The organism is Geobacillus sp. FSL W8-0026 (assembly GCF_037966255.1).
Taxonomy (GTDB): Bacteria; Bacillota; Bacilli; order Bacillales; family Anoxybacillaceae; genus Geobacillus; species Geobacillus icigianus.
The window spans coordinates 2,298,439-2,322,587 of the sequence record NZ_CP150194.1 but is presented as its reverse complement, the minus strand read 5'-3'; the positions used below and the strand labels follow the sequence as shown (position 1 = coordinate 2,322,587).

Below are 24,149 nucleotides of genomic sequence, written 5' to 3'. Positions count from 1 at the left end.
AGAAAAAGAGAAACGATTTCATGCGAGGGGAAGCCATGATGAATGCGCAAAAAGAGCGGTTTCTTGTGCTGCTCGAGCAGCTGAACATGACGTCGGATGAATGGCTGCCGCATTTTCGGGAGGCGGCGATTCGCAAAGTGGTGATTGATAAGCACGAAAAGAGCTGGCATTTTTATTTTCGCTTCGCCAACGTGCTGCCGGCTGACGTCTATCAAACATTTGCCAACCGGCTGCAAGCGGCGTTTCGCCATATTGCCGCCGTTCGCCATACGGTCGAAGTCGACGCGCCGCACGTGACGGAGGCGGATGTGCAGGCGTATTGGCCGCTTTGCCTTGAGCAGCTGCAGGAAGGCGTCTCCCCGCTCGTGGACGCGCTCCGCCGCCAGACGCCGGCCGTGAGCGGAAACAAGCTCATCGTCAAAGCCCGGCACGAGGCGGAAGCGTTGGCCATGAAGCGGCGGTTCGCCAAAAAAATCGCCGATGTATACATGTCGTTTGGGTTTCCGTCTCTTCAGCTTGACGTTACTATTGAGCCGGTTGACCAAGAAATGGAGCAGTTTTTGGCGCAAAAGCGGCAAGAGGATGAAGAACGGGCGCTCGCTGTGCTGACCGATTTGGCGAAAGAAGAGGAAAAAACAGCGACAAGCGCTCCGTCTGGTCCGCTTGTCATCGGCTACCCGATTCGCGACGAGGAGCCGGTGCGCCTGCTTGAGACGATCGTCGAGGAAGAGCGGCGCGTCGTCGTCCAAGGGTACGTGTTTGCCGCCGAAGTGAGCGAACTCAAAAGCGGTCGCACGCTGCTGACGGCCAAAATCACCGATTACACGAACTCGATTTTAGTCAAAATGTTCTCGCGCGACAAAGAAGATGCCGAACTGATGCACAGCGTCAAAAAGGGCATGTGGGTGAAAGTGCGCGGCAGCGTGCAAAACGATACGTTCGTCCGCGATCTCGTTCTCATCGCCAACGATTTGAATGAAATCGCCGCCAATGAGCGGCACGATACGGCGCCGGAAGGAAACAAGCGGGTCGAGCTTCATTTGCATACACCGATGAGCCAAATGGATGCCGTCACACCGGTGGCAACGCTTATTGAGCAGGCGAAAAAATGGGGGCATCCGGCCGTTGCCATCACCGATCACGCGGTCGTTCAGTCGTTCCCGGAGGCGTACAGCGCGGCGAAAAAACACGGCATAAAGGTGATTTACGGCCTCGAAGCCAATATCGTCGATGATGGCGTGCCGATCGCCTACAATGAGGCGCATCGCCGCCTTTCCGATGAGACGTATGTCGTCTTTGACGTCGAAACGACGGGGCTGTCGGCCGTGTACAACACGGTCATCGAGCTCGCGGCGGTGAAGGTGAAAGACGGCGAGATCATCGACCGGTTCATGTCGTTTGCCGATCCGGGCCACCCGTTGTCCGTGACGACGATGGAACTGACCGGCATTACCGATGAGATGGTAAAGGGCGCACCGCAGCCGGAGGAAGTGCTGGCTCGCTTTATCGACTGGGCCGGCGACGCGACGCTCGCCGCCCACAACGCCAGCTTCGACATCGGCTTTTTAAATGCCGGCCTCGCGAAAATGGGGCGCGGCCACGTGCCGAATCCCGTCATTGACACGCTCGAGCTCGCCCGCTTTCTATACCCGGATTTGAAAAACCATCGTCTTAACACGCTATGCAAAAAGTTTGCTATCGAATTGACGCAGCACCACCGGGCGATTTATGACGCCGAGGCGACCGGTCATTTGCTCATGCGGCTATTAAAAGAAGCGGAAGAGCGGGGCATTTTGTATCATGATGAACTGAACAGCCGCACGCACAGCGAGGCGTCCTACCGCCTTGCCCGCCCGTTTCACGCGACGCTGCTGGCGCAAAATGAGACCGGATTGAAAAACTTGTTTAAGCTCGTTTCCTTGTCGCACATTCACTATTTTCATCGCGTGCCGCGCATCCCGCGCTCCGTGCTTGTGAAGCACCGCGAAGGCTTGCTTGTCGGTTCGGGCTGCGACAAAGGAGAGCTGTTTGACAACTTGATCCAAAAGGCGCCGGAAGAAGTGGAAGACTTGGCTCGCTTTTACGATTTTCTCGAAGTGCATCCGCCGGATGTGTACAAGCCGCTCATTGAAATGGGCTATGTGCAAGACGAAGAGATGATCAAAACTATCATCCGCCACATCGTCGCCCTTGGAGAGAAGCTCAATATTCCCGTTGTCGCCACCGGCAACGTTCATTACTTGAATCGGGAGGACAAAATTTACCGAAAAATTTTGATCCACTCGCAAGGCGGAGCGAATCCGCTCAACCGGCACGACCTGCCAGATGTGTATTTCCGGACGACGAATGAAATGCTCGATTGCTTCTCGTTTTTAGGGCCGGAAAAGGCGAAAGAAATCGTCGTCGACAACACGCAGAAAATCGCCTCGTTAATCGGCGATGTCAAGCCGATCAAAGACGAGTTGTACACCCCGCGCATTGACGGCGCGGATGAGGAAATTCGCGAGATGAGCTACCGGCGGGCGAAGGAAATTTATGGAGATCCGTTGCCAAAGCTCGTCGAAGAGCGGCTCGAAAAAGAGCTGAACAGCATTATCGGCCATGGGTTTGCCGTCATTTATTTGATTTCCCATAAGCTCGTGAAAAAATCGCTTGATGACGGCTACCTCGTCGGCTCGCGCGGGTCGGTCGGCTCATCGTTTGTCGCGACGATGACGGAAATTACCGAAGTGAACCCGCTGCCGCCGCATTACGTCTGCCCAAGCTGCAAGCATTCCGAGTTTTTCAACGATGGGTCGGTCGGCTCGGGCTTTGACTTGCCGGATAAAAACTGCCCGCGATGCGGGGCGAAATACAAAAAAGACGGGCAAGACATCCCGTTTGAGACGTTCCTCGGCTTTAAAGGCGACAAAGTGCCGGATATCGACTTGAACTTCTCAGGGGAATACCAGCCGCGTGCCCATAACTATACGAAAGTGCTGTTTGGCGAAGACAACGTCTACCGCGCGGGCACGATCGGCACCGTGGCCGACAAAACGGCGTACGGATTTGTCAAAGGCTATGTGAGCGACCATAACCTCGAGCTGCGCGGCGCGGAAATCGACCGGCTCGCGGCCGGCTGCACCGGGGTGAAGCGGACGACCGGGCAGCACCCGGGCGGCATTATCGTCGTCCCCGATTATATGGAAATTTACGACTTTACGCCGATTCAATATCCGGCCGATGACACGTCCTCCGAATGGCGGACGACCCATTTCGACTTCCACTCGATTCACGATAATTTGCTGAAGCTTGATATTCTCGGGCACGACGATCCGACCGTCATCCGGATGCTGCAAGATTTAAGCGGCATCGACCCGAAAACGATCCCGACCGATGATCCGGATGTGATGGGCATTTTCAGCAGCACCGAACCGCTCGGCGTCACGCCGGAACAAATTATGTGCAACGTCGGCACGATCGGCATTCCAGAGTTTGGCACGCGCTTCGTAAGACAAATGTTGGAAGAGACAAAACCAAAAACGTTTTCCGAGCTCGTGCAAATTTCCGGGTTGTCGCACGGCACCGATGTGTGGCTCGGCAATGCGCAAGAGCTCATTCAAAACGGGACGTGCACGCTGTCGGAAGTGATCGGCTGCCGCGACGACATCATGGTCTATCTCATTTACCGCGGCCTCGAGCCGTCGCTGGCGTTTAAAATTATGGAATCGGTGCGCAAAGGGAAAGGATTGACGCCGGAATTTGAAGCGGAAATGCGCAAGCACGACGTGCCGGAGTGGTACATTGAGTCATGCAAAAAAATCAAGTACATGTTCCCGAAAGCGCACGCCACCGCCTACGTGTTAATGGCGGTGCGCATCGCCTACTTTAAGGTGCATCATCCGCTCTTGTATTACGCGTCGTACTTCACGGTGCGGGCGGAAGATTTCGACCTTGACGCCATGATCAAAGGATCGGCCGCCATTCGCAAGCGGATTGAAGAAATTAACGCCAAAGGCATCCAAGCGACAGCGAAGGAGAAAAGTTTGCTCACCGTCTTAGAGGTGGCGCTGGAAATGTGCGAGCGCGGCTTTTCGTTCAAAAATATTGATCTGTACCGTTCACAGGCGACCGAATTCGTCATTGACGGCGATTCGCTCATTCCGCCGTTTAACGCCATTCCCGGCCTTGGCGACAACGTGGCACAAGCGATCGTGCGCGCCCGTGAGGAAGGCGAATTTTTATCCAAAGAAGATTTGCAACAGCGCGGCAAAGTGTCGAAAACGCTGTTGGAATATCTGGAACAGCGCGGCTGCCTCGACTCGCTTCCCGACCATAACCAGCTGTCACTGTTTTGACGGCGGAAAACAACCTGCTTTTTTGCGGCCGTTTTCCGTTGCAATATCATTACCAATATGTTATAGTTTTAATGTAATTGGCAAAGATAATGGTAGGCAAAGAGTGGGGAAACCCACTCTTTCGTCTTGAATCGGCATCCGTCTTTCGTTCATTCCCCGCCTTGAGCAGGGGATTTTCTCATTATGCCATACGTGCAGCTTGGCTCGGTAAGGAGGAAAACGATGGGCAAAAAAGTGACAGACACGGTCGAACAACTCGTGGCGCCCATTTTGGACGAAATGGGGCTGGAGCTCGTGGACATCGAATATGTGAAGGAAGGGAAGAACTGGTTCTTGCGCGTTTTTATCGATTCAGAGAACGGGGTCGATATTGAACAGTGCGGCGTTGTCAGTGAAAAACTGAGCGAAAAGCTCGATGAAGTCGATCCGATTCCCCACAACTATTTCTTGGAAGTCTCATCGCCGGGGGCGGAGCGGCCGCTGAAAAACGAAACCGATTTTTACAAAGCGGTCGGGAAACATGTCGTGATCAAAACGTATGAACCGATTGAGGGAGAAAAACAATTTGAAGGCGAGCTGGCCGCTTTTGACGGAACGACCGTGACGCTGTCGGTAAAAGACCGCGGGCGGCAAAAAACGGTCGCCATTCCGTATGAAAAAGTGGCAAGCGCAAGGCTAGCTGTCATTTTCTTTTAAGTGGCAAAAGGGGGATTTTCGTTTCATGAATACGCAACTGCTTGAGGCGTTAGCCGACCTGATGCGGGAAAAAGGCATCAGCCAAGAAGTCATCGTGGAAGCGATCGAAGCGGCGATCGTTTCGGCATACAAGCGCAATTTCGGCCAAGCGCAAAACGTGCGCGTCGACTTCAACATGGACACCGGCACGATCCGCGTGCTCGCGCGCAAGGACGTCGTCGAAGAAGTGACCGACCCGCGCCTCGAAATTTCGCTTGAAGAAGCGCAGCGAATCAATCCGAACTATCAGATCGGCGACGTCGTCGAACTGGAAGTGACACCGCGCGATTTCGGGCGCATCGCGGCGCAGACGGCGAAGCAAGTCGTCACCCAGCGCGTGCGCGAAGCGGAGCGGAGCATTATTTACGCCGAGTTCGTCGACCGCGAGGAAGATATTATGACCGGCATCGTTCAGCGCATCGACCCGCGCTTTGTCTACGTCAGCCTCGGCAAAGCGGAGGCGCTTCTGCCGGCAAACGAACAAATGCCGAACGAAACGTACAAGCCGCACGATCGGCTGAAAGTCTACATTACCAAAGTGGAAAAAACGACAAAAGGGCCGCAAATTTTCGTTTCTCGCACTCATCCGGGCTTGCTGAAGCGGCTGTTTGAGCTGGAAGTGCCGGAAATTTACGACGGCACGGTCGAAATTAAGTCCATCGCCCGCGAAGCTGGCGACCGGTCAAAAATTTCCGTTCATTCCGACAACCCGGAGGTCGACCCGGTGGGCGCCTGCGTCGGGCCGAAGGGGCAGCGCGTCCAAGCGGTCGTTGATGAACTGAACGGGGAAAAAATTGATATCGTCCGCTGGTCGGCGGACCCGGTTGAGTTTGTCGCCAACGCCCTCAGCCCGGCGAAAGTGCTGCGCGTCATCGTGAACGAGGAACAAAAGGCGACGACCGTCGTCGTTCCCGACTACCAGCTGTCGCTCGCCATCGGCAAGCGCGGGCAAAACGCCCGGCTGGCAGCGAAATTAACCGGCTGGAAAATCGATATTAAAAGCGAATCAGAAGCGCGGGAAATGGGCATTGACCCATATGCGCCATCCACTTCGCTTGATTTCAGCGGCGCGGCGGCTGATAATGAACATAGTGAGGAAAGCGGCCAACCGTTCACTGAACCGGCAGACATCGAGTGAGGGGGAATGGAGATGGCAGCGCAAAAGAAAATTCCGTTACGCAAATGCGTCGTCACCGGAGAGATGAAACCGAAACGGGAAATGGTGCGCATCGTCCGCTCCAAAGACGGGGAGGTGTCGATCGACCCGACCGGCAAGAAGGCGGGGCGCGGCGCATACATGACGTTGGATCCGGAATGCATTTTGCTGGCCAAAAAGAAAAACATTTTGGCCCGCCATTTAAAGGCCGAAATTGCGGAAACGCTGTATGACGAGCTGCTCGCGTTGGCGGAAAAGGAGAAGCGCACGGGCCATGAACAATAGCCGCTGGGCATCGCTGCTAGGGCTGGCGCAGCGGGCCGGAAAAGTCGTTTCCGGCGAAGGGCTTGTCGTCAAAGAAGTGCAGCGGGGCAAAGCGCAGCTCGTTTTATTGTCCGAAGACGCATCGGCCAATACGGAAAAAAAAGTGACCGACAAGTGCGCGTTTTATGGCGTTCCGCTTTGCAAAGTGCCGGACCGCTATACGCTTGGCGGGGCGATCGGCAAAGACGCCCGCGTCGTCGTCGCCGTCACCGATGAAGGGTTCGCGCGTCAACTGCTGACGATGCTCGACCGATCTTAATGGGGGTGAATGTATGTCCAAAATGCGTGTCTACGAATACGCCAAAAAACAAAACGTGTCTAGCAAGGACGTTATCCATAAATTGAAAGAAATGAACATTGAAGTGAACAATCATATGACCATGCTCGAGGCCGATGTCGTCGAAAAGCTCGATCATCAATACCGCCCGAACACGGGGAAAAAAGACGGGCGAAAAGAGGAAAAGAAAGGGAAAAAGCCGGAGAAGCCGAAGCGGCCGACGCCGGCGAAAGCGACCGATTTTGCTGATGAAGAACTGTTTGACGATGGAAAAGAAGCGGCGAAAAGCAAGCCGGTGAAGAAAAAAGGTGCGCCAAAAGGGAAGGAAACGAAAAAAACCGAAGCCCAGCAGCAGGAGAAAAAGCTGCTCCAAGCGGCGAAAAAGAAAGGCAAAGGGCCGGCCAAAGGGAAAAAACAAGCCGCCCCGGCCGCGAAGCAGCCGCCGCAGCCGGTGAAAAAAGAAAAAGAGCTGCCGAAAAAAATTACGTTCGAAGGTTCGCTGACGGTAGCCGAGCTGGCGAAAAAATTGGGCCGCGAGCCGTCGGAAATCATTAAAAAGCTGTTTATGCTCGGCGTGATGGCGACCATCAACCAAGACTTAGACAAGGACGCGATCGAACTGATCTGCTCCGATTACGGCGTCGAAGTCGAAGAAAAAGTGACGATCGATGAAACGAACTTCGAAACGATCGAGATTGTCGACGCGCCGGAAGATCTCGTGGAACGGCCGCCGGTTGTGACGATCATGGGGCACGTCGACCACGGAAAAACGACGCTGCTCGATGCGATCCGCCATTCGAAAGTGACGGAGCAAGAAGCGGGCGGCATTACCCAGCACATCGGGGCGTACCAAGTGACCGTCAACGACAAAAAGATTACGTTCCTCGATACGCCGGGGCATGAAGCGTTTACGACGATGCGGGCGCGCGGCGCGCAAGTGACGGATATCGTCATTCTTGTTGTCGCTGCCGATGACGGGGTCATGCCGCAAACGGTCGAAGCGATCAACCACGCCAAGGCCGCCAACGTGCCGATCATCGTCGCCATCAACAAAATGGATAAACCGGAAGCCAACCCAGACCGCGTCATGCAGGAGCTGATGGAATACAACCTCGTTCCGGAAGAATGGGGCGGGGATACGATTTTCTGCAAGTTGTCGGCGAAAACGAAAGAAGGCATTGACCACTTGCTTGAGATGATTTTGCTCGTCAGCGAAATGGAAGAACTGAAGGCGAACCCGAACCGGCGCGCGGTCGGCACGGTGATTGAAGCGAAGCTTGACAAAGGACGCGGCCCGGTGGCGACGCTGTTGATCCAAACCGGAACGCTTCGCATCGGCGATCCGATCGTCGTCGGCACGACGTACGGGCGCGTGCGCGCGATGGTGAACGACAGCGGCCGGCGCGTCAAAGAGGCGGGGCCATCGATGCCGGTCGAAATCACCGGTCTGCACGATGTGCCGCAAGCCGGCGACCGCTTTATGGTGTTTGAAGATGAGAAAAAAGCGCGGCAAATCGCCGAAGTGCGGGCGCAGCGGCAGCTGCAGGAGCAGCGGAGCGTCAAAACGCGCATCAGCTTGGACGATCTGTTTGAACAAATTAAGCAAGGCGAAATGAAAGAGCTGAACTTGATCGTCAAGGCCGACGTCCAAGGATCGGTTGAAGCGCTTGTCGCCGCCTTGCAAAAAATCGACGTCGAAGGCGTGCGGGTGAAAATCATCCACGCTGCCGTTGGAGCCATCACCGAATCGGACATTTCGTTGGCGACGGCTTCAAACGCCATCGTCATCGGTTTTAACGTCCGTCCGGACGCCAACGCGAAGCGCGCCGCCGAATCGGAAAAAGTGGACATCCGCCTCCACCGCATCATTTACAACGTCATCGAGGAAATTGAGGCGGCCATGAAAGGAATGCTCGATCCGGAATACGAAGAAAAAGTGATCGGCCAAGCGGAAGTGCGGCAAACGTTTAAGGTGTCGAAAGTCGGCACGATCGCCGGCTGCTACGTCACCGACGGCAAAATCACCCGCGACAGCAAAGTGCGCCTCATTCGCCAAGGCATCGTCGTCTACGAAGGGGAAATCGATTCGCTCAAGCGGTACAAAGACGATGTGCGCGAAGTGGCGCAAGGCTATGAGTGCGGGGTGACGATCAAAAACTTCAACGATATTAAAGAAGGGGACGTCATCGAGGCGTACGTTATGCAGGAAGTGGCTCGGGCATGATCGGATTCGCCGCGTGCGAGTGCCTGATCTACAACGCCCGGTCGCTGAAGGACAAACGAGCCGTCTTGCAGCGGGTGCTGACGAGAATCCGGCAACGGTACAACGTGTCGGTGGCGGAAATCGATCATCAAGAAGCGTGGCAGCGGGCGAAAATCGGCCTCGTTGCCATCGCGTCCAGCCGCCGCGCTGCCGAACGGGAGCTCGAACGGGCGTTGGCGTTGCTCGATTCGTTTCCCGAGTTGGAGCGGGCGGCGACAGTATTCGAGTGGCTGTGATCGAGGTGATGGATGATGAATATACGGGCAACTCGCGTGGGCGAGCAGATGAAAAAAGAGCTGAGCGACATTATCGGTCGCAAGCTGAAAGACCCGCGCATCGGCTTTGTGACGGTGACCGATGTGCGCGTGACGGGCGATTTGCAGCAGGCCAAAGTGTACATCAGCATCTTGGGCGATGACAAACAGCGGGAAGAGACGCTGAAGGCGCTGGAAAAAGCAAAAGGGTTTATCCGCTCGGAAATCGGGCAGCGCATCCGCCTGCGCAAAACGCCGGACATTTTATTTGAAATCGACGAAACGATCGAATACGGAAGCCGCATTGAGCAGCTGATCCGGCAACTTTCGGACAGCAAGGAAGCTGACGAGAATGCGGATAAGCAGTAGCAAGGGGGCTGACCGAAAAGGTTGGCTGCCTTCAAGATCGGCACGACCGATCGTGCGGCAGAAGCAGTCAGCACGTATATAGAGAAATAAAAGAGAGGATCCCGATCCTTTTGGGACACCCTCTTTGCCGCGCTTTATCCGCAAACGAGGACGAAAAGCGGCAGCGGACGTTCCTTTTCATTTGCGAGTATGGAAACAGAAAGGGTGCGCCGATGGACGGGGTATTGCTGCTCCATAAACCGAAAGGAATGACATCGCATGACTGTGTGGCGAGCGTGCGCCGCCTGCTCGGCGTCAAAAAAGCGGGGCACACCGGTACGTTGGATCCGAACGTGTCCGGCGTGCTGCCCATTTGCCTTGGCAAGGCGACGCGCATCGCTGAATTTTTAACCGGTGCGACGAAAACGTACGAAGGAGAAGTGACGCTTGGCGCCGCGACGACAACGGAAGACGCCGACGGCGACATCATCGCCGCCCGCCCGATCGAGCGGGCGATCGCGCGCGCGGAGATCGAAGCGGTGCTGGACAGCTTGACTGGCGAAATAGAGCAAACGCCGCCGATGTACTCCGCGGTGAAAGTGGGCGGCAAAAAACTATATGAATACGCGCGCGCCGGCCTCGAAGTGGAGCGTCCGGTGCGGCGCGTGACGATTTATGAGCTGAAGCTGCTCGATGAGCGTGAGCAGTTCACCGGGGAAACGGTGTCGTTCCGCTTTCGCGTCACATGCAGCAAAGGCACGTATGTCCGTACGCTTGCGGTGACGATCGGCGAGCGGCTCGGCTACCCGGCGCACATGTCCGATCTGGTCCGGACGGCCTCGGGGCCGTTTCGGCTTGAGGAGTGCGTGACGTTGGCGGAGCTTGCCCGGCGAGCGGCTGACGGAACGGCCGCTTCCCTCATCATTCCGATTGAGCGAGCGCTCTTTCATTTGCCGAAATATCAAATCAATGATAAAGTAGCAGAGAAAGTAAAGAACGGGGCGCTGCTTCGCCTTCCCGCATTTTTCGAGCAGGTTGATGGACCGATTGTGCTCGTTTCGCCTGAGCGGGAAGCGCTGGCTCTGTACGTCAAGCACCCGACGCGCCCCGGCTTGATGAAGCCGCTCAAAGTGTTTCGTTCATGAAAAAGGCGCGGCGGAAACAAAGAAGGTGGGTTATCGATATGGAAACGCTGTTTCTTTCACATCCGCATCAGCTCGAACGGCAAGCGCTCCCCCCTGCCGTGATGGCGCTCGGGTATTTTGACGGCATCCACCTCGGCCACCAAAAAGTGATCAAAACGGCGGTCGAGGCTGCCAAGGAGCGCGGGTACGAAAGCGCGGTGATGACGTTCCATCCCCATCCGTCCGTCGTGCTCGGCAAACAGCCTGAACTTCGCGCCATCACGCCGCTTGGCAAAAAAGAGCGGCTCATTGCATCACTTGGCGTCGATCGGCTGTACGTGGTCGAATTTACGCCGACGTTTGCCGCCTTGGCGCCGGAGCAATTTGTCGACGAGTATTTGGACGGACTGCATGTCAAGCACGTGGTCGCCGGCTTTGACTTCACTTACGGGCGGTTCGGAAAAGGAACGATGGAGACGATGCCAACCCACGCCCGCGGCCGATTTGGGCAGACGGTCATTCCGAAACTCGTCGTCGATGGGGAAAAGGTAAGTTCCACCCGCGTGCGGAAGCTGCTTGAAAGCGGGGACGTGGATCAACTTCCCCGCCTGCTCGGCCGCTTTTATGATCTCGAGGGAACGGTCGTGGCCGGGGAGCGGCGCGGGCGGACGATCGGCTTCCCGACCGCGAACATCGCCTTAAACGGCGATTATATTTTGCCGGCAGTCGGCGTCTATGCCGTCAAGGTGACCGTCAATGGCAATGAGTATGAAGGGGTGGCGAACGTCGGATATAAACCGACGTTTCATGCGGCGCGCGAAGGGCTGCCGACGATCGAAGTGCATTTGTTCCATTTTTCCGGCGATCTTTATGGACAAACGCTCGTCGTCGAATGGCACCGCCGGCTGCGGAGCGAACGGAAATTTGCCAGCGTTGACGAACTGGCCGCGCAAATCGCCCGCGACAAGGAGGAGGCGGAGCAGTATTTCCGGCGCTTCAATGAAAAGACTTGCATTTTGCCGGAAAAAGAGGTATTCTAATCAGTGTATGTGAACCGTTGCTTGGCTAGGCGAGTCACCGACGCCCGCTCGGCAACCGGGGATTTCAAGCTAGGGAGGTGAACGAGGATGGCATTGACGCAAGAACGTAAACGCGAAATCATCGAGCAATTTAAAATCCACGAGAACGACACCGGTTCTCCGGAAGTGCAAATTGCGATTTTGACGGAGCAAATCAATACGTTGAACGAGCATTTGCGCGTCCATAAAAAAGACCATCATTCACGGCGCGGCCTGCTGAAAATGGTTGGGAAACGCCGCAATCTATTGACCTACTTGCGCAACAAAGATGTGACGCGCTACCGTGAATTGATTGAGAAACTTGGATTACGTCGATAAAAAAGCGGGAGCATTCCCGCTTTTTTGCTAGTTTGCAGGCGGGATTGACACGGCGATGATAACAATGACGCCGATTCGTCCATACTAATCATCAGCGGCATCCATCATTTCATTTGTACATAGAGAGGAGTACTCGTCTGTATGGAACAAGAGAAACGCGTGTTTTCCATCGAGGTGGCTGGGCGCCCGCTCATAATCGAGACCGGCGAACTGGCGAAACAGGCGAACGGCGCGGCGCTCGTCCGCTATGGCGACACGGTTGTGCTGAGCACGGCCACCGCATCGCGGGAAGCGAAAAGCGTCGACTTTTTCCCGCTGACCGTCAACTATGAGGAGCGGCTGTACGCCGTCGGGAAAATTCCCGGGGGGTTTATTAAGCGCGAAGGCCGGCCGAGCGAAAAAGCGATTTTGGTGAGCCGGTTGATCGACCGCCCGATTCGCCCGCTCTTTGCCGAAGGGTTTCGCAATGAAGTGCAGGTCGTCTCCATGGTCATGAGCGTTGACCAAGACTGCGCGCCAGAAGTGGCCGCCTTAATCGGTTCCTCGCTGGCGCTGACGATTTCCGACATTCCGTTTGAAGGACCGATCGCCGGCGTGATCGTCGGCCGCGTCGACGGCCAGTTTGTCATCAACCCGACGGTCGAACAAATGGAAAAAAGCGATCTGCATCTCGTTGTCGCCGGCACGAAAGACGCGATCAACATGGTGGAAGCCGGCGCGGACGAAGTGCCGGAAGAAGTGATGCTCGAAGCGATTATGTTCGGCCATGAGGAAGTGAAGCGGCTCATCGCCTTCCAAGAGGAAATCGCCGCCCAAGTCGGCAAAGAGAAAATGGAAGTCGTCCTGTATGAGCCGGATCCAGCGTTGGAGGCGGAAATTCGCCAGCTTGCGGAAGCCGATATTAAAAAGGCGGTGCAAGTGCCGGAAAAATTGGCGCGCGATGCGGCCATTGAAGACGTGAAAGCGGGCGTCATCGCCAAATACGAGGCGGAAGAAGCGGATGAAGAGAAGTTGAAGCAAGTGCAGGAAATTTTGCACAAGCTCGTGAAAGAGGAAGTGCGCCGTCTGATCACGGTGGACAAAATTCGTCCGGACGGGCGCAAAGTCGATGAAATTCGCCCGCTCTCGTCGGCGGTCGGCGTCCTGCCGCGCACGCACGGCTCCGGTCTGTTTACGCGCGGGCAAACGCAAGTGTTAAGCGTCTGTACGCTTGGGGCGCTCGGCGATGTGCAAATTTTGGACGGGCTTGATTTGGAAGAATCGAAGCGGTTTATGCACCACTACAACTTCCCGCCGTTTTCCGTCGGGGAAACGGGGCCGATGCGCGGGCCGGGGCGGCGTGAAATCGGACACGGGGCGCTTGGCGAGCGGGCGCTTGAGCCGGTCGTGCCGTCGGAGCGGGAGTTTCCGTATACGATCCGCCTCGTTTCCGAAGTGTTGGAGTCGAACGGCTCGACCTCGCAAGCGAGCATTTGCGCCAGCACGCTGGCGATGATGGACGCCGGGGTGCCGATTAAAGCGCCGGTCGCCGGCATCGCCATGGGATTGGTGAAAAACGGCGATCATTACACGATTTTGACCGACATCCAAGGCATTGAAGACCATCTTGGCGATATGGACTTTAAAGTCGCCGGCACGAGAAAAGGCGTCACCGCCCTGCAGATGGACATTAAAATTAAAGGACTGACGCGCGACATTTTGGAAGAAGCACTCATGCAAGCGCGCAAAGGGCGGCTGGAGATTTTGGACCATATGATGCAGACGCTCAGCGAACCGCGCAAAGAGCTGTCCCAATATGCGCCGAAAATTTTGATCATGCACATCAATCCGGACAAAATCCGCGAGGTGATCGGACCAAGCGGCAAGCAGATCAACAAAATCATCGACGAGACCGGCGTCAAAATCGACATCGAACAAGACGGCACGATTTTCATCTCGTCGGTCGACGAAGCGGCCAACCAAAAAGCGAAGCAAATCATCGAAGACATCGTCCGCGAAGTCGAAGTCGGCCAAGTGTATTTAGGCAAAGTGAAGCGGATCGAAAAATTCGGCGCCTTTGTTGAACTGTTCAACGGCAAAGACGGGCTTGTCCACATTTCCGAACTGGCCGAAGAACGGGTCGGCAAAGTCGAAGACGTCGTTTCGATCGGCGATGAAATTTTAGTCAAAGTCACAGAAATCGATAAACAAGGACGCGTCAACCTGTCGCGCAAAGCGGTGTTGCGCGACGCCCGCGGCATCGGCTAGGCGCCGAAAGAGACGCGGGAAAAACGGGGAAGACGGCCGGAGCGCCACCGCATGAAGCCTTAGGAATTTGTTTCTTAAGGCTCTTTTGTTATGTTCTACACTGTCCCCCGCCCACATATTTTGTAGTAATGAAAAAGGAGGGGGACAAGGGTGAACAACGCATCCATCCGCTATATGGCGCTGGCGGTCATGTTGCTTGCCGCCTGGATGGCCGTGCATTGGCCGCCGGTCGGCAACTATGTCGAGAGCTGGCGTCCGGCGGACACAACGGCGATGAAAAAGGAGCGCGACAAGCTGTATGAAACGATCGTCAAGCAGGCGAAGCAGTACGAAATTCCCGCCCAAGATGCGGTCATTGATAAAGTGTGGAAGGCGACGCCCGGGTATAACGGTCTGGCCGTCGATATTGACGCTTCCTATCAAAACATGAAAAAAACAGGAACATTCGATGAGCGCAAGCTTGTGTTCCGCCAAGTGCCGCCGCGCGTTCATTTGGACGATTTGCCACCGGCGCCGATCTACCGCGGCCATCCCGACAAACCGATGGTGGCGCTGACGGTCAATGTCGCTTGGGGGGAAGAATACCTTCCTGACATGCTCGAGACGCTGAAAAAGCATCAGGTGAAGGCAACGTTCTTTTTGGAAGGGCAATGGGTAAAAAAACATCCAGAGATGGCAAAAATGATCGCAGATGCCGGCCATGAGATCGGCAACCATTCCTACAGCCATCCTGATATGAAAATGCTCAGCGGCGACGACATTCGCCGCGAGCTCAAGAAAACGAACGAAGTGATCGAAGCGGCGACCGCGGTCCAATGCAAGTGGTTTGCTCCGCCAAGCGGCAGCTATCGCGACGAGGTCGTCGAGATCGCCGCGGAACTTGGCATGAAAACGATTCTATGGAGCGTCGATACAATTGATTGGCAAAAACCAGCCCCATCTGTTATAGTGAAACGGGTGGCAGCGAACATCCATCCCGGCGCCATCGTGTTAATGCATCCGACGATGCCGACGGCGGCGGCGCTTGATGAGCTGATCGTCTCAATCAAACGCCAAGGTTACGCGTTAGGCAGCTTGACGGCCTTATTCGATGAGAAAAGACTGGCAAACAAACAGGAGGAACATGGAGTTGATTAACAAATATACGTGCAAAAACGGTGTGCGAATCGTGCTCGAGCAAATCCCGACGGTTCGATCGGTGGCCATCGGCGTATGGATTGGCACAGGATCGCGCAACGAAACAGAACAAAACAATGGGATCTCGCATTTTTTGGAGCACATGTTTTTTAAAGGAACAACCACGCGCACGGCGCGAGACATTGCCGAAGCATTCGACAGCATCGGCGGGCAAGTGAACGCCTTTACCTCGAAGGAGTATACGTGTTACTACGCCAAAGTGTTGGATGAACACGCCCCGCTGGCGCTTGACATGCTCGCCGATATGTTTTTCCACTCAACGTTTGTGGAAGATGAGCTCCACAAAGAACGCAACGTTGTGCTCGAGGAGATCAAAATGTACGAAGACACGCCCGATGACATCGTCCACGATTTGCTCGGCAAGGCGTGTTACGCGAACCACCCGCTCGGCTATCCGATTTTAGGCACGGAAGAGACGCTGCGCACGTTTACCGGCGATACGCTGCGCCAGTATATGGCCGATTACTACACGCCGGATCGCGTTGTCGTTTCGGTGGCGGGCAACGTGGATGAGCGGTTTATCGACGAGATCGAGCGCTATTTCGGCTCGTTCACGGCAGCAAAGAGGCCGCCTTCTCCAGGGACGCCATCGTTTGCGCCGCAAAAGATGGCGCGCAAAAAAGACGTCGAACAGGCGCATGTGTGCATCGGGTTCAACGGGCTGCCGATCGGTCATCCGGATGCCTACCCGCTCTTGATTTTGAACAATATTTTAGGCGGCAGCATGAGCAGCCGGCTGTTTCAGGAAGTGCGCGAACAGCGCGGATTGGCGTATTCGGTGTTCTCGTACCATTCCGCCTACCAAGACAGCGGCCTGCTCGCCATTTACGCCGGCACCGGGAGCGAGCAGCTCGATGTTTTGTTTGCGACGATTCAAGAAACGATCCGGCAATTAAAAGAAGACGGCATTACCGAAAAAGAGCTGCATAACAGCAAAGAACAAATGAAGGGAAGTTTGATGCTCGGACTGGAAAGCACGAACAGCCGGATGAGCCGCAACGGCAAAAACGAACTGCTCCTTGGCCGCCATCGCTCGCTTGACGAAATCATTGAGGAGATTGAGAGCGTCACGGTGGAAAAAGTGAACGAGCTGGCGCGCACGGTGTTCACCGACGATTACGCGCTCGCCCTCATCAGCCCGGACGGCGTGCTGCCGCGTCCGCTTCGCTCATAAATGGGCGTAAAAAAGCTAACGACCTTTTCCTGAGGTGGTTAGCTTTTTTCTTTTTTGTCTCTTATTCTTCGGGAATGTCGATCATCACCATATCGGAGCCAATTTTGCGGATATAGTTCCACGGCACGCGGATTTCTTGATGGTCTTTCCGCAGCCCGAACCATTTTCCTGTCGGGATAAGGAGCGCCTCCACTTGCCCGGTTTGTTCGTTGATTTCCAAATCCGTTTGTCCGAGCACCCCGAGCCGCTCGGCCCTTCTGACATCCACGATTTCTTTGCCGCTTAGTTCGCTCAGCCTCACCGTCGGTTCCCTCCTTTTTGTCCCTTTATTCTATGTATAGAAACGGAACGGCAAAACATGACTGTTGCAGCCCAGCGCCGCGATGATGACGCCCATTTTTTCCCCCCGGGTCATTCACCCATGGTTTTTCCCCGACATAAGATGGGAAAAGAAATGAAGCAGTTTGCCAACAAAGAAGGTGAGCGTACAACATGATGCTGACAGGAATGCATGTCGCCATCATCGGCGGTGATGCGAGGCAGCTGGAAGTCATTCGCAAACTCGTGGAATTGGATGCCAAGTTATCGCTCGTTGGCTTTGACCAGCTGGCTCATCATTTTACCGGGGCCGTGAAGCTGCCGATTGACGAAGTCGATTTTCCTGATTTGGATGCCATTATTTTGCCGGTTCACGGCACGACGTTGGACGGAAAAGTAAACAGCGTGTTCGCCCAAGAACCGATTCCATTCACCGAAGAAATCGTGAAACGAACGGCCCAACGCTGCACCATTTACTCCGGCATCAGCAACTCGTATTTGGATGAGCTGGTGAGAAAGACCGAACGTAAGCACGTGCAGCTGTTTGCGCGCGATGATGTGGCCATCTACAACTCCATTCCGACCGCCGAAGGCACGGTGATGATGGTCATTCAGCACACCGATTTTACGATTCACGGCTCGCGCGTCGCCGTCTTAGGGCTCGGACGCGTCGGCATGACCGTTGCCCGGACGTTTGCCGCCCTAGGGGCGAAAGTGAAAGTCGGGGCGCGCCGGTCGGAGCATCTCGCCCGCATTACCGAAATGGGGCTCGTGCCGTTTCACCTAAACGATTTGGAAAAAGAAGTGCGCGATATTGACGTCTGCATCAACACGATTCCGCATTTGATTGTCACGGCGAGCGTGATCGCCAAAATGCCGGCCCATACGCTGATCATCGATTTGGCGTCCAAACCGGGCGGCACCGACTTTCGCTACGCCGAAAAACGCGGCGTGAAAGCCATTTTAGCGCCCGGGCTGCCCGGGATCGTCGCGCCGAAAACAGCCGGACAAATCATCGCCAACGTTTTGGCGCAGCTTTTGTATGAAGATTGGCAAAAACGGGAGGAGAACAAACGATGAGCGGAAACAGCCTGAAAGGAAAACGAATCGGCTTTGGCCTCACCGGGTCGCATTGCACGTATGATGCGGTGTTTCCCGAAATTGAAAAACTTGTCCATGAAGGGGCCGAAGTATTGCCGATTGTTACGTACACCGTTAAGACGACCAACACCCGTTTCGGCGAAGGGGAGGAATGGGTGAAAAAACTCGAACAGTTGACGGGAAACGAAGTGATTGACACGATCGTCAAAGCGGAGCCGCTCGGGCCGAAAATTCCGCTCGACTGCATGGTGATCGCTCCGCTCACCGGCAACTCGATGAGCAAGCTGGCCAACGCCATGACCGATTCCCCGGTGCTCATGGCGGCCAAAGCGACGATGCGCAACCACCGCCCGGTCGTGCTCGGCATTTCCACAAACGATGCGCTCGGCTTAAACGGCGTCAACTTGATGCGGCTGATGGCGGCGAAAAACATTTACTTTATTCCGTTCGGCCAAGACGCCCCGCAGGCGAAGCCAAACTCGATGGTCGCCTACATGCCGCTGTTGCGCGACACGGTTCTCGCCGCGCTGGAAGGAAAACAGCTGCAGCCGGTGGTCATCGAACGCTTCCGCTACAACTGAATCAAAAATCAAAGCGGCGCATAAAAATGTTCTCTCGTCCACAGCGGAATGTGATAAAATAAAGACTATGAATTCACTTCTTAGAGTGACGATGTGGAAGGAGAATGGTGGATGACTCAAAAGCAATATCATGTCGCTGTCGTCGGAGCAACGGGGGCCGTCGGGCAGCAAATGGTGCGGACGCTTGAGGATCGGAACTTTCCGGTTGGAACATTGACTTTGTTGTCATCGGAGCGGTCGGCTGGCAAAACAATGCGGTTCCGCGGCGAGGAAATTGAGGTGCAAGCGGCATCACCCGAGCGCTTTGAAGGGGTGGACATCGCCTTGTTCAGCGCCGGCGGGGCGGTATCGAAGGCATTGGCGCCGGAAGCGGTGCGGCGCGGGGCGGTCGTCATCGACAATACGAGCGCCTTTCGGATGGACGAAAACGTGCCGCTTGTCGTCCCGGAAGTGAACGGAAGCGATTTGACGTGGCATAACGGCATTATCGCCAATCCGAACTGCTCGACGATCCAAATGGTCGTGGCGTTGGAGCCGATTCGGAAGGCGTTTGGCTTAGAGCGCGTGATCGTTTCAACGTACCAAGCCGTCTCCGGGGCCGGGGCGCAGGCGATCGAAGAGCTGCATGCGCAGACGAAAGCGGTGCTCGAAGGGAAGCCGGTCGAGGCGAACATTTTGCCAGTGAAATCGGATCGGAAGCATTACCCGATTGCGTTCAACGCCATACCGCAAATCGATAAGTTCCAAGACAACGGCTTTACATTTGAAGAAATGAAAATGATCAACGAAACGAAAAAAATTATGCACATGCCCGAGCTGAAAGTGGCGGCAACGTGCGTGCGCATTCCGGTGGCGAGCGGGCACTCGGAATCGGTGTACATCGAAGTTGAGCAAGACGGCGTCACCGTTGCCGACTTGCACGAGGTGCTTCGCGAGGCGCCGGGTGTCGTGCTGCAAGATGATCCGAGCGAACAGCTGTATCCGATGCCGGTCCATTGCGTCGGCCAGTATGATGTGTTTGTCGGCCGCATCCGCCGCGATTTGGATCATCCGCGCGGCTTCCACCTCTGGATTGTCGCCGACAACTTGCTGAAAGGGGCGGCTTCGAACTCGGTGCAAATCGCGGAACATTTACGAAAGCTCGGGTTGATATAACGCCGTTTTTTCACGGCATCTCCCGCCTCAACGCGGCACGGCGTTCGCCTGACACAAGGCGGACGCCCAAGGATGGGCCAGCGTGACGGAGGCCCCGCCTTCCTCGCAGCGAAGGCCGGGAAAGTTTATCCAATCGTCGAGGTGTTACCATGAAAATTATCGTCCAAAAGTTCGGCGGCACGTCCGTCCGCGATGAACGCGGGCGAAACATGGCGCGCCGCCACATTGAAAAGGCGCTTGAAGACGGCTACAAAGTTGTTGTCGTCGTATCGGCCATGGGCCGATACGGCGATCCGTACGCGACCGACACGCTTCTTAGCCTGATCGGCGGCTCCGAGCATCATGTGACAAAGCGCGAACAAGACTTGCTCATGGCGTGCGGAGAAATCATCTCCAGCGTCGTGTTCAGCAACTTGTTGAACGCCCACGGCATCAAAGCGGCGGCGTTCACGGGCGCGCAAGCCGGATTCCGCACGAACAGCGACTATACGAACGCCAAAATCGTCGAGATGCGCTGCGACCGCCTCCTTGAGGCGCTTGAACAGCACGATGTCGCCGTCGTGGCCGGCTTTCAAGGGATGGCGGAAAACGGCGATATCACAACGCTCGGCCGCGGTGGCAGCGACACATCGGCGGCGGCGCTCGGCGCGGCGCTAAACGCCGAGCGGGTCGATATTTTCACCGATGTCGACGGCGTCATGACCGCTGATCCGCGCATTGTCGAAAACGCCCGACCGCTTGAGGTTGTCACCTATACGGAAATTTGCAACATGGCGTATCAAGGGGCGAAAGTCATTCACCCGCGCGCGGTCGAAATCGCTATGCAGGCGAAAGTGCCGCTGCGCATCCGCTCGACGTATTCGGATGCGCCGGGAACGCTTGTCACCTCCTCGATTCGTCCGCAAAAGGGGAGCGACGTGCGGGAGCGGCTAGTGACGGGCATCGCCCATGTCGCCAACGTCACGCAAATCAAGGTGCTGGCGAAAGAAGGGCATTATGAGCTGCAGTCGGACGTGTTTCAAGCGATGGCCCACGAAGGGATCAGCGTCGATTTTATCAATATTTCCCCATACGGCGTTGTCTACACGGTCAGCGGCGAGATGACGGACAAAGCGATTGCTGCTTTGCGCCGCATCGGCTATGAACCGGCCGTGACGCCGCGTTGCGCCAAAGTATCGGTCGTCGGCGCCGGCATCGCCGGCGTGCCCGGGGTGACGGCGAAAATCGTCACCGCCTTGTCAGAACAAGGCATTCAAATTTTGCAATCGGCTGACAGCCATACGACCATTTGGGTGTTAGTGAAAGAGGAAGATATGGAAAAAGCGGTCAACGCTCTCCATGACGCCTTTTGCCTATCTGAGGCGGGGGGAGACGAAGCGATTTGGAGTGAGGAGTGAAAACCGTGATTCAGTTCGGAAACGTCGTAACGGCGATGGTCACGCCGTTTGACCGAAAAGGGAATCTTGATTTGCCGAAAACGACGGAGCTGGTCAACTATTTGCTCGACCATGGCACGGATGCGCTCGTCGTCGCCGGCACGACCGGCGAATCGCCAACATTGACGACCGAAGAAAAACTGGCGCTCTTTCGCCATGTCGTCGCCGTCGTCAACGGCCGCGTGCCGGTCATTGCTGGGACGGGGACGAACAATACGCGCGCTTCGATCGAGCTGACCAAGCGGGCGGAAGAGGCGGGCGTCGACGCCGTCATGCTCGTTTCGCCGTATTACAATAAACCGAACCAAGAAGGGTTGTACCAGCATTTCAAAGCGATTGCCGAAAGCACATCGCTGTCGGTGATGCTCTATAACGTCCCGGGCCGCACAGCGGTCAGCCTCGCTCCGGAAACCGTCATCCGGCTGGCGGAAATCCCAAACATCGTTGCGGTCAAAGAGGCGAGCGGCAATTTGGACGCTATGGCCGAAATCATTGAACGGACCCCGGACGATTTTTTGCTTTATAGCGGCGATGACAGCTTGACGCTTCCGGTGCTCGCCATCGGGGGGGCCGGCGTGGTCTCGGTTGCTTCGCACATCATCGGCGATGAAATGCAGCGAATGATTCGCGCCTTCCAAGCTGGAGATCACCAGCAGGCGGCGGCGCTGCACCGAAGATGGCTGCCGCTCATGAAAGGGCTGTTTGCCGCTCCAAGCCCGGTTCCGGTGAAAACGGCGCTGCAGCTTTGTGGGCTGGATGTCGGCGCCGTTCGTCTTCCGCTCGTCCCGCTCACGGAACAGGAACGGAACGAGCTTCAGCGCCTGCTTTCTGCTCTGTCGTAACCGAGCGCCCTCAACGTCTCCTTGGCGGGCGTTGAGGGCGCTTTTCGCTGGTGAGAAATCCAGCGGTTGGCGCATTAGCCATCTTGTGTTTCTCAACATCGATTCGTTATAATAAAAGCAAGTGACTTTGAGCGGGTTAGCATCATGATTGGGAGGACGCAGCCTTGAAATCAAAAATAAAGCCGGTAGAGAAAATACGCCTTTTTGCCCTAGGGGGAGTAGGGGAAATCGGCAAGAACATGTATGTCGTCGAATTGGACGAGGACATTTTTGTCATCGATGCCGGGGTGATGTTCCCAGAAGATGAAATGCTCGGCATCGACAAGGTGATCCCCGACATCACCTATTTGGTTGAACGGCAGCACCGCATTCAAGCGATTTTCCTCACCCATGGGCATGAGGAGCACATGGGAGCGATCGCCTACGTGCTCAAGCAGCTGTCCGTTCCAGTTTACGGAACGAAGCTGACGATCGGATTGGCAGAGGCGTTGCTGAAGGAACAAGGAGTGTCGGGCGCCAAGCTGAACGAAATCCACCCGGATGTCGAGCTCGTGTTTGACAAAGCCAAGGTCACCTTTTTCCGCACGATTCACAGCATTCCCGATTCAGTCGGCATCAGCTTGCAAACATCGCAAGGCGCGATCGTGTACACGAGCGATTTTAAGTTTGACCAGACGCCCTACGGCAACAGCCGCACCGATTTGGGCAAAATCGCGCAAATCGGCGAACAAGGGGTGCTCTGCTTGCTGTCGGACAGCACAAACGCCGAGCGTCCGGGCTACAGCGGTTCCGACACGGCCGTTGCCTATGAAATCGCCGACGTGATCGGCCATGCGCCAGGGCGGGTATTCGTCGCCTGCTACGCCTCAAACATTACCCGCATCCAACAGGTGCTTTATGCATCGCACGAGTCCGGGCGCAAAGTGGCGGTGATCGGCAAAACGCTGCACAAAGTGATGGACATCGCCGTGCGCCTTGGCTATTTGCACGTTCCAGACAAGGTGACGATCTCGGCCCACGATCTCGATCGCTACCATGACCGCGAGCTCGTCATTTTGACCACCGGAGGGCATGGTGAGCCGATGAGCGCGCTATGGCGGATGGCGCGCCAAACGAACAAGCACGTGAACATCAAGGAAGGCGATACCGTCATCGTCGCCGCGTCCGTCATGCCGGGCTATGAACTCGGGTTTGCGAAAACGATTGACGCCTTGTACCGCGCCGGGGCGAACGTCATTTACCGCGATCGGCAAGTGCACGTATCGGGGCATGGCTGCCAAGAAGAATTAAAGCTGATGCTCAACTTCATGCGCCCGAAGTACTTCATCCCCGTCCACGGGGAATACCGGATGCAAAAGGCGCACGCTCGGCTGGCGAAAGCGGTCGGCATCTCGGAAGAGCGGACGTTTTTGATCGACAAAGGCGAAGTGATCGAGTTTCGCGGCGGCGTCGCCCGTTCCGGCGGCAAAGTGCCGTACGGCAACATTTTAATTGACGGGCTTGGCATCGGCGATGTCGGCAACATCGTCCTGCGCGATCGGCGCTTATTGTCGCAAGACGGCATTTTAATCGCCGTCGTCACGCTGAATAAAGAAGCGAAAACGATCGCGGCGGGACCGGAAATCATTTCGCGCGGATTTGTTTATATGCGCGAGTCGGAGACGTTGCTTGAGGAAGCGGAGAAGATGGTGGCTTCGATCATCGAGCGCTGCCTTGAATCCTACATGCTCGAATGGTCGTCGCTGAAAGCGAACATCCGTGAAGCGCTCAGCCAATTTTTATTTGAAAAAACAAAGCGGAGGCCAATGATTTTACCGATTATTATGGAAGTGTAATTCTTCTTGCCACACTTGAGTCGCAAAACCTTGATATGTCAAGGTTTT

20 protein-coding genes and 1 pseudogene are annotated in these 24,149 nt (G+C 55.7%); 20 read left to right on the top strand and 1 reads right to left on the bottom strand.

Annotation, left to right across the window (positions count from 1 at the left end; genetic code table 11):
- Nucleotides 1-35 precede the first annotated feature (35 nt).
- From NST29_RS11565 to NST29_RS11500, 14 genes and pseudogenes are all read left to right on the top strand, one after another.
- The gene (locus NST29_RS11565) at nucleotides 36-4,337 is read left to right on the top strand and encodes a PolC-type DNA polymerase III (protein ID WP_339232166.1); all 4,302 of its coding nucleotides are present in this window, start codon (nucleotides 36-38) and stop codon (nucleotides 4,335-4,337) included.
- Between the two features lie 222 nt (nucleotides 4,338-4,559).
- Complete coding sequence (rimP, locus tag NST29_RS11560; protein WP_033843529.1) at nucleotides 4,560-5,033, top strand: ribosome maturation factor RimP; 474 nt, start codon at nucleotides 4,560-4,562, stop codon at nucleotides 5,031-5,033.
- 25 nt (nucleotides 5,034-5,058) lie between these two features.
- Nucleotides 5,059-6,210 carry a transcription termination factor NusA gene (nusA, locus tag NST29_RS11555; protein WP_033023087.1) on the top strand — a complete coding sequence of 384 codons (1,152 nt, stop codon included), beginning with the start codon at nucleotides 5,059-5,061 and terminating at the stop codon, nucleotides 6,208-6,210.
- Nucleotides 6,211-6,222: 12 nt separating this feature from the next.
- Complete coding sequence (locus NST29_RS11550; protein WP_033023089.1) at nucleotides 6,223-6,513, top strand: YlxR family protein; 291 nt, start codon at nucleotides 6,223-6,225, stop codon at nucleotides 6,511-6,513.
- Nucleotides 6,503-6,811: a YlxQ family RNA-binding protein gene (locus tag NST29_RS11545; RefSeq protein WP_033843530.1), complete on the top strand. Its 309-nt coding sequence runs from the start codon at nucleotides 6,503-6,505 to the stop codon at nucleotides 6,809-6,811. The genes NST29_RS11550 and NST29_RS11545 overlap by 11 nt, the downstream gene beginning before the upstream one ends.
- A 13-nt stretch (nucleotides 6,812-6,824) precedes the next feature.
- Nucleotides 6,825-9,053, top strand: coding sequence for a translation initiation factor IF-2 (infB, locus tag NST29_RS11540; RefSeq protein WP_339232164.1), 2,229 nt, complete (start codon nucleotides 6,825-6,827; stop codon nucleotides 9,051-9,053).
- Entirely contained in the window at nucleotides 9,050-9,328 is a 279-nt protein-coding gene (locus tag NST29_RS11535) for a DUF503 family protein (protein ID WP_033023101.1), read from the top strand. Before infB ends, NST29_RS11535 begins: the two co-directional genes overlap by 4 nt.
- Before the next feature lie 15 nt (nucleotides 9,329-9,343).
- Nucleotides 9,344-9,715, top strand: coding sequence for a 30S ribosome-binding factor RbfA (rbfA, locus tag NST29_RS11530; RefSeq protein WP_033023102.1), 372 nt, complete (start codon nucleotides 9,344-9,346; stop codon nucleotides 9,713-9,715).
- Between the two features lie 212 nt (nucleotides 9,716-9,927).
- A complete protein-coding gene (gene truB / locus NST29_RS11525; protein ID WP_033023103.1) occupies nucleotides 9,928-10,839 on the top strand; it encodes a tRNA pseudouridine(55) synthase TruB in 912 nt (303 codons plus the stop codon).
- A 32-nt stretch (nucleotides 10,840-10,871) separates the two neighbouring features.
- Nucleotides 10,872-11,858: a bifunctional riboflavin kinase/FAD synthetase gene (gene ribF, locus NST29_RS11520; RefSeq protein ID WP_081917078.1), complete on the top strand. Its 987-nt coding sequence runs from the start codon at nucleotides 10,872-10,874 to the stop codon at nucleotides 11,856-11,858.
- Between the two features lie 87 nt (nucleotides 11,859-11,945).
- A complete protein-coding gene (gene rpsO / locus NST29_RS11515; RefSeq protein ID WP_033023106.1) occupies nucleotides 11,946-12,215 on the top strand; it encodes a 30S ribosomal protein S15 in 270 nt (89 codons plus the stop codon).
- 141 nt (nucleotides 12,216-12,356) lie between these two features.
- Nucleotides 12,357-14,525: pseudogene (gene pnp / locus NST29_RS11510) on the top strand (polyribonucleotide nucleotidyltransferase).
- Nucleotides 14,526-14,612: 87 nt separating this feature from the next.
- Nucleotides 14,613-15,599, top strand: a complete 987-nt coding sequence (locus tag NST29_RS11505) for a polysaccharide deacetylase family protein (RefSeq protein WP_339232163.1) — start codon at nucleotides 14,613-14,615, stop codon at nucleotides 15,597-15,599.
- A complete protein-coding gene (locus NST29_RS11500; RefSeq protein WP_033023110.1) occupies nucleotides 15,586-16,833 on the top strand; it encodes a pitrilysin family protein in 1,248 nt (415 codons plus the stop codon). Before NST29_RS11505 ends, NST29_RS11500 begins: the two co-directional genes overlap by 14 nt.
- 61 nt (nucleotides 16,834-16,894) lie before the next feature.
- Here NST29_RS11500 and NST29_RS11495 read toward each other — a convergent pair whose 3' ends face one another.
- Complete coding sequence (locus tag NST29_RS11495) at nucleotides 16,895-17,134, bottom strand: YlmC/YmxH family sporulation protein (protein ID WP_033023112.1); 240 nt, start codon at nucleotides 17,132-17,134, stop codon at nucleotides 16,895-16,897.
- A gap of 191 nt (nucleotides 17,135-17,325) precedes the next feature.
- On the opposite strand from NST29_RS11495, the gene dpaA reads away from it, so the two are divergent.
- The 6 genes from dpaA to NST29_RS11465 all read left to right on the top strand — a co-directional run bounded on the left by dpaA (nucleotide 17,326) and on the right by NST29_RS11465 (nucleotide 24,101).
- Nucleotides 17,326-18,231, top strand: coding sequence for a dipicolinic acid synthetase subunit A (gene dpaA, locus NST29_RS11490; protein WP_033023113.1), 906 nt, complete (start codon nucleotides 17,326-17,328; stop codon nucleotides 18,229-18,231).
- Nucleotides 18,228-18,833 (top strand): dipicolinate synthase subunit B, encoded by a 606-nt coding sequence (locus NST29_RS11485; RefSeq protein WP_033023114.1) that lies wholly within the window; start codon nucleotides 18,228-18,230, stop codon nucleotides 18,831-18,833. The genes dpaA and NST29_RS11485 overlap by 4 nt, the downstream gene beginning before the upstream one ends.
- 111 nt (nucleotides 18,834-18,944) lie before the next feature.
- Nucleotides 18,945-19,988 carry an aspartate-semialdehyde dehydrogenase gene (gene asd, locus NST29_RS11480; RefSeq protein ID WP_033023115.1) on the top strand — a complete coding sequence of 348 codons (1,044 nt, stop codon included), beginning with the start codon at nucleotides 18,945-18,947 and terminating at the stop codon, nucleotides 19,986-19,988.
- Between the two features lie 149 nt (nucleotides 19,989-20,137).
- Complete coding sequence (gene dapG, locus NST29_RS11475; protein ID WP_033023119.1) at nucleotides 20,138-21,385, top strand: aspartate kinase; 1,248 nt, start codon at nucleotides 20,138-20,140, stop codon at nucleotides 21,383-21,385.
- 5 nt (nucleotides 21,386-21,390) lie between these two features.
- Nucleotides 21,391-22,266 (top strand): 4-hydroxy-tetrahydrodipicolinate synthase, encoded by an 876-nt coding sequence (dapA, locus tag NST29_RS11470; protein WP_033023121.1) that lies wholly within the window; start codon nucleotides 21,391-21,393, stop codon nucleotides 22,264-22,266.
- A gap of 164 nt (nucleotides 22,267-22,430) precedes the next feature.
- A complete protein-coding gene (locus tag NST29_RS11465) occupies nucleotides 22,431-24,101 on the top strand; it encodes a ribonuclease J (RefSeq protein WP_033023125.1) in 1,671 nt (556 codons plus the stop codon).
- Nucleotides 24,102-24,149 lie beyond the last annotated feature (48 nt).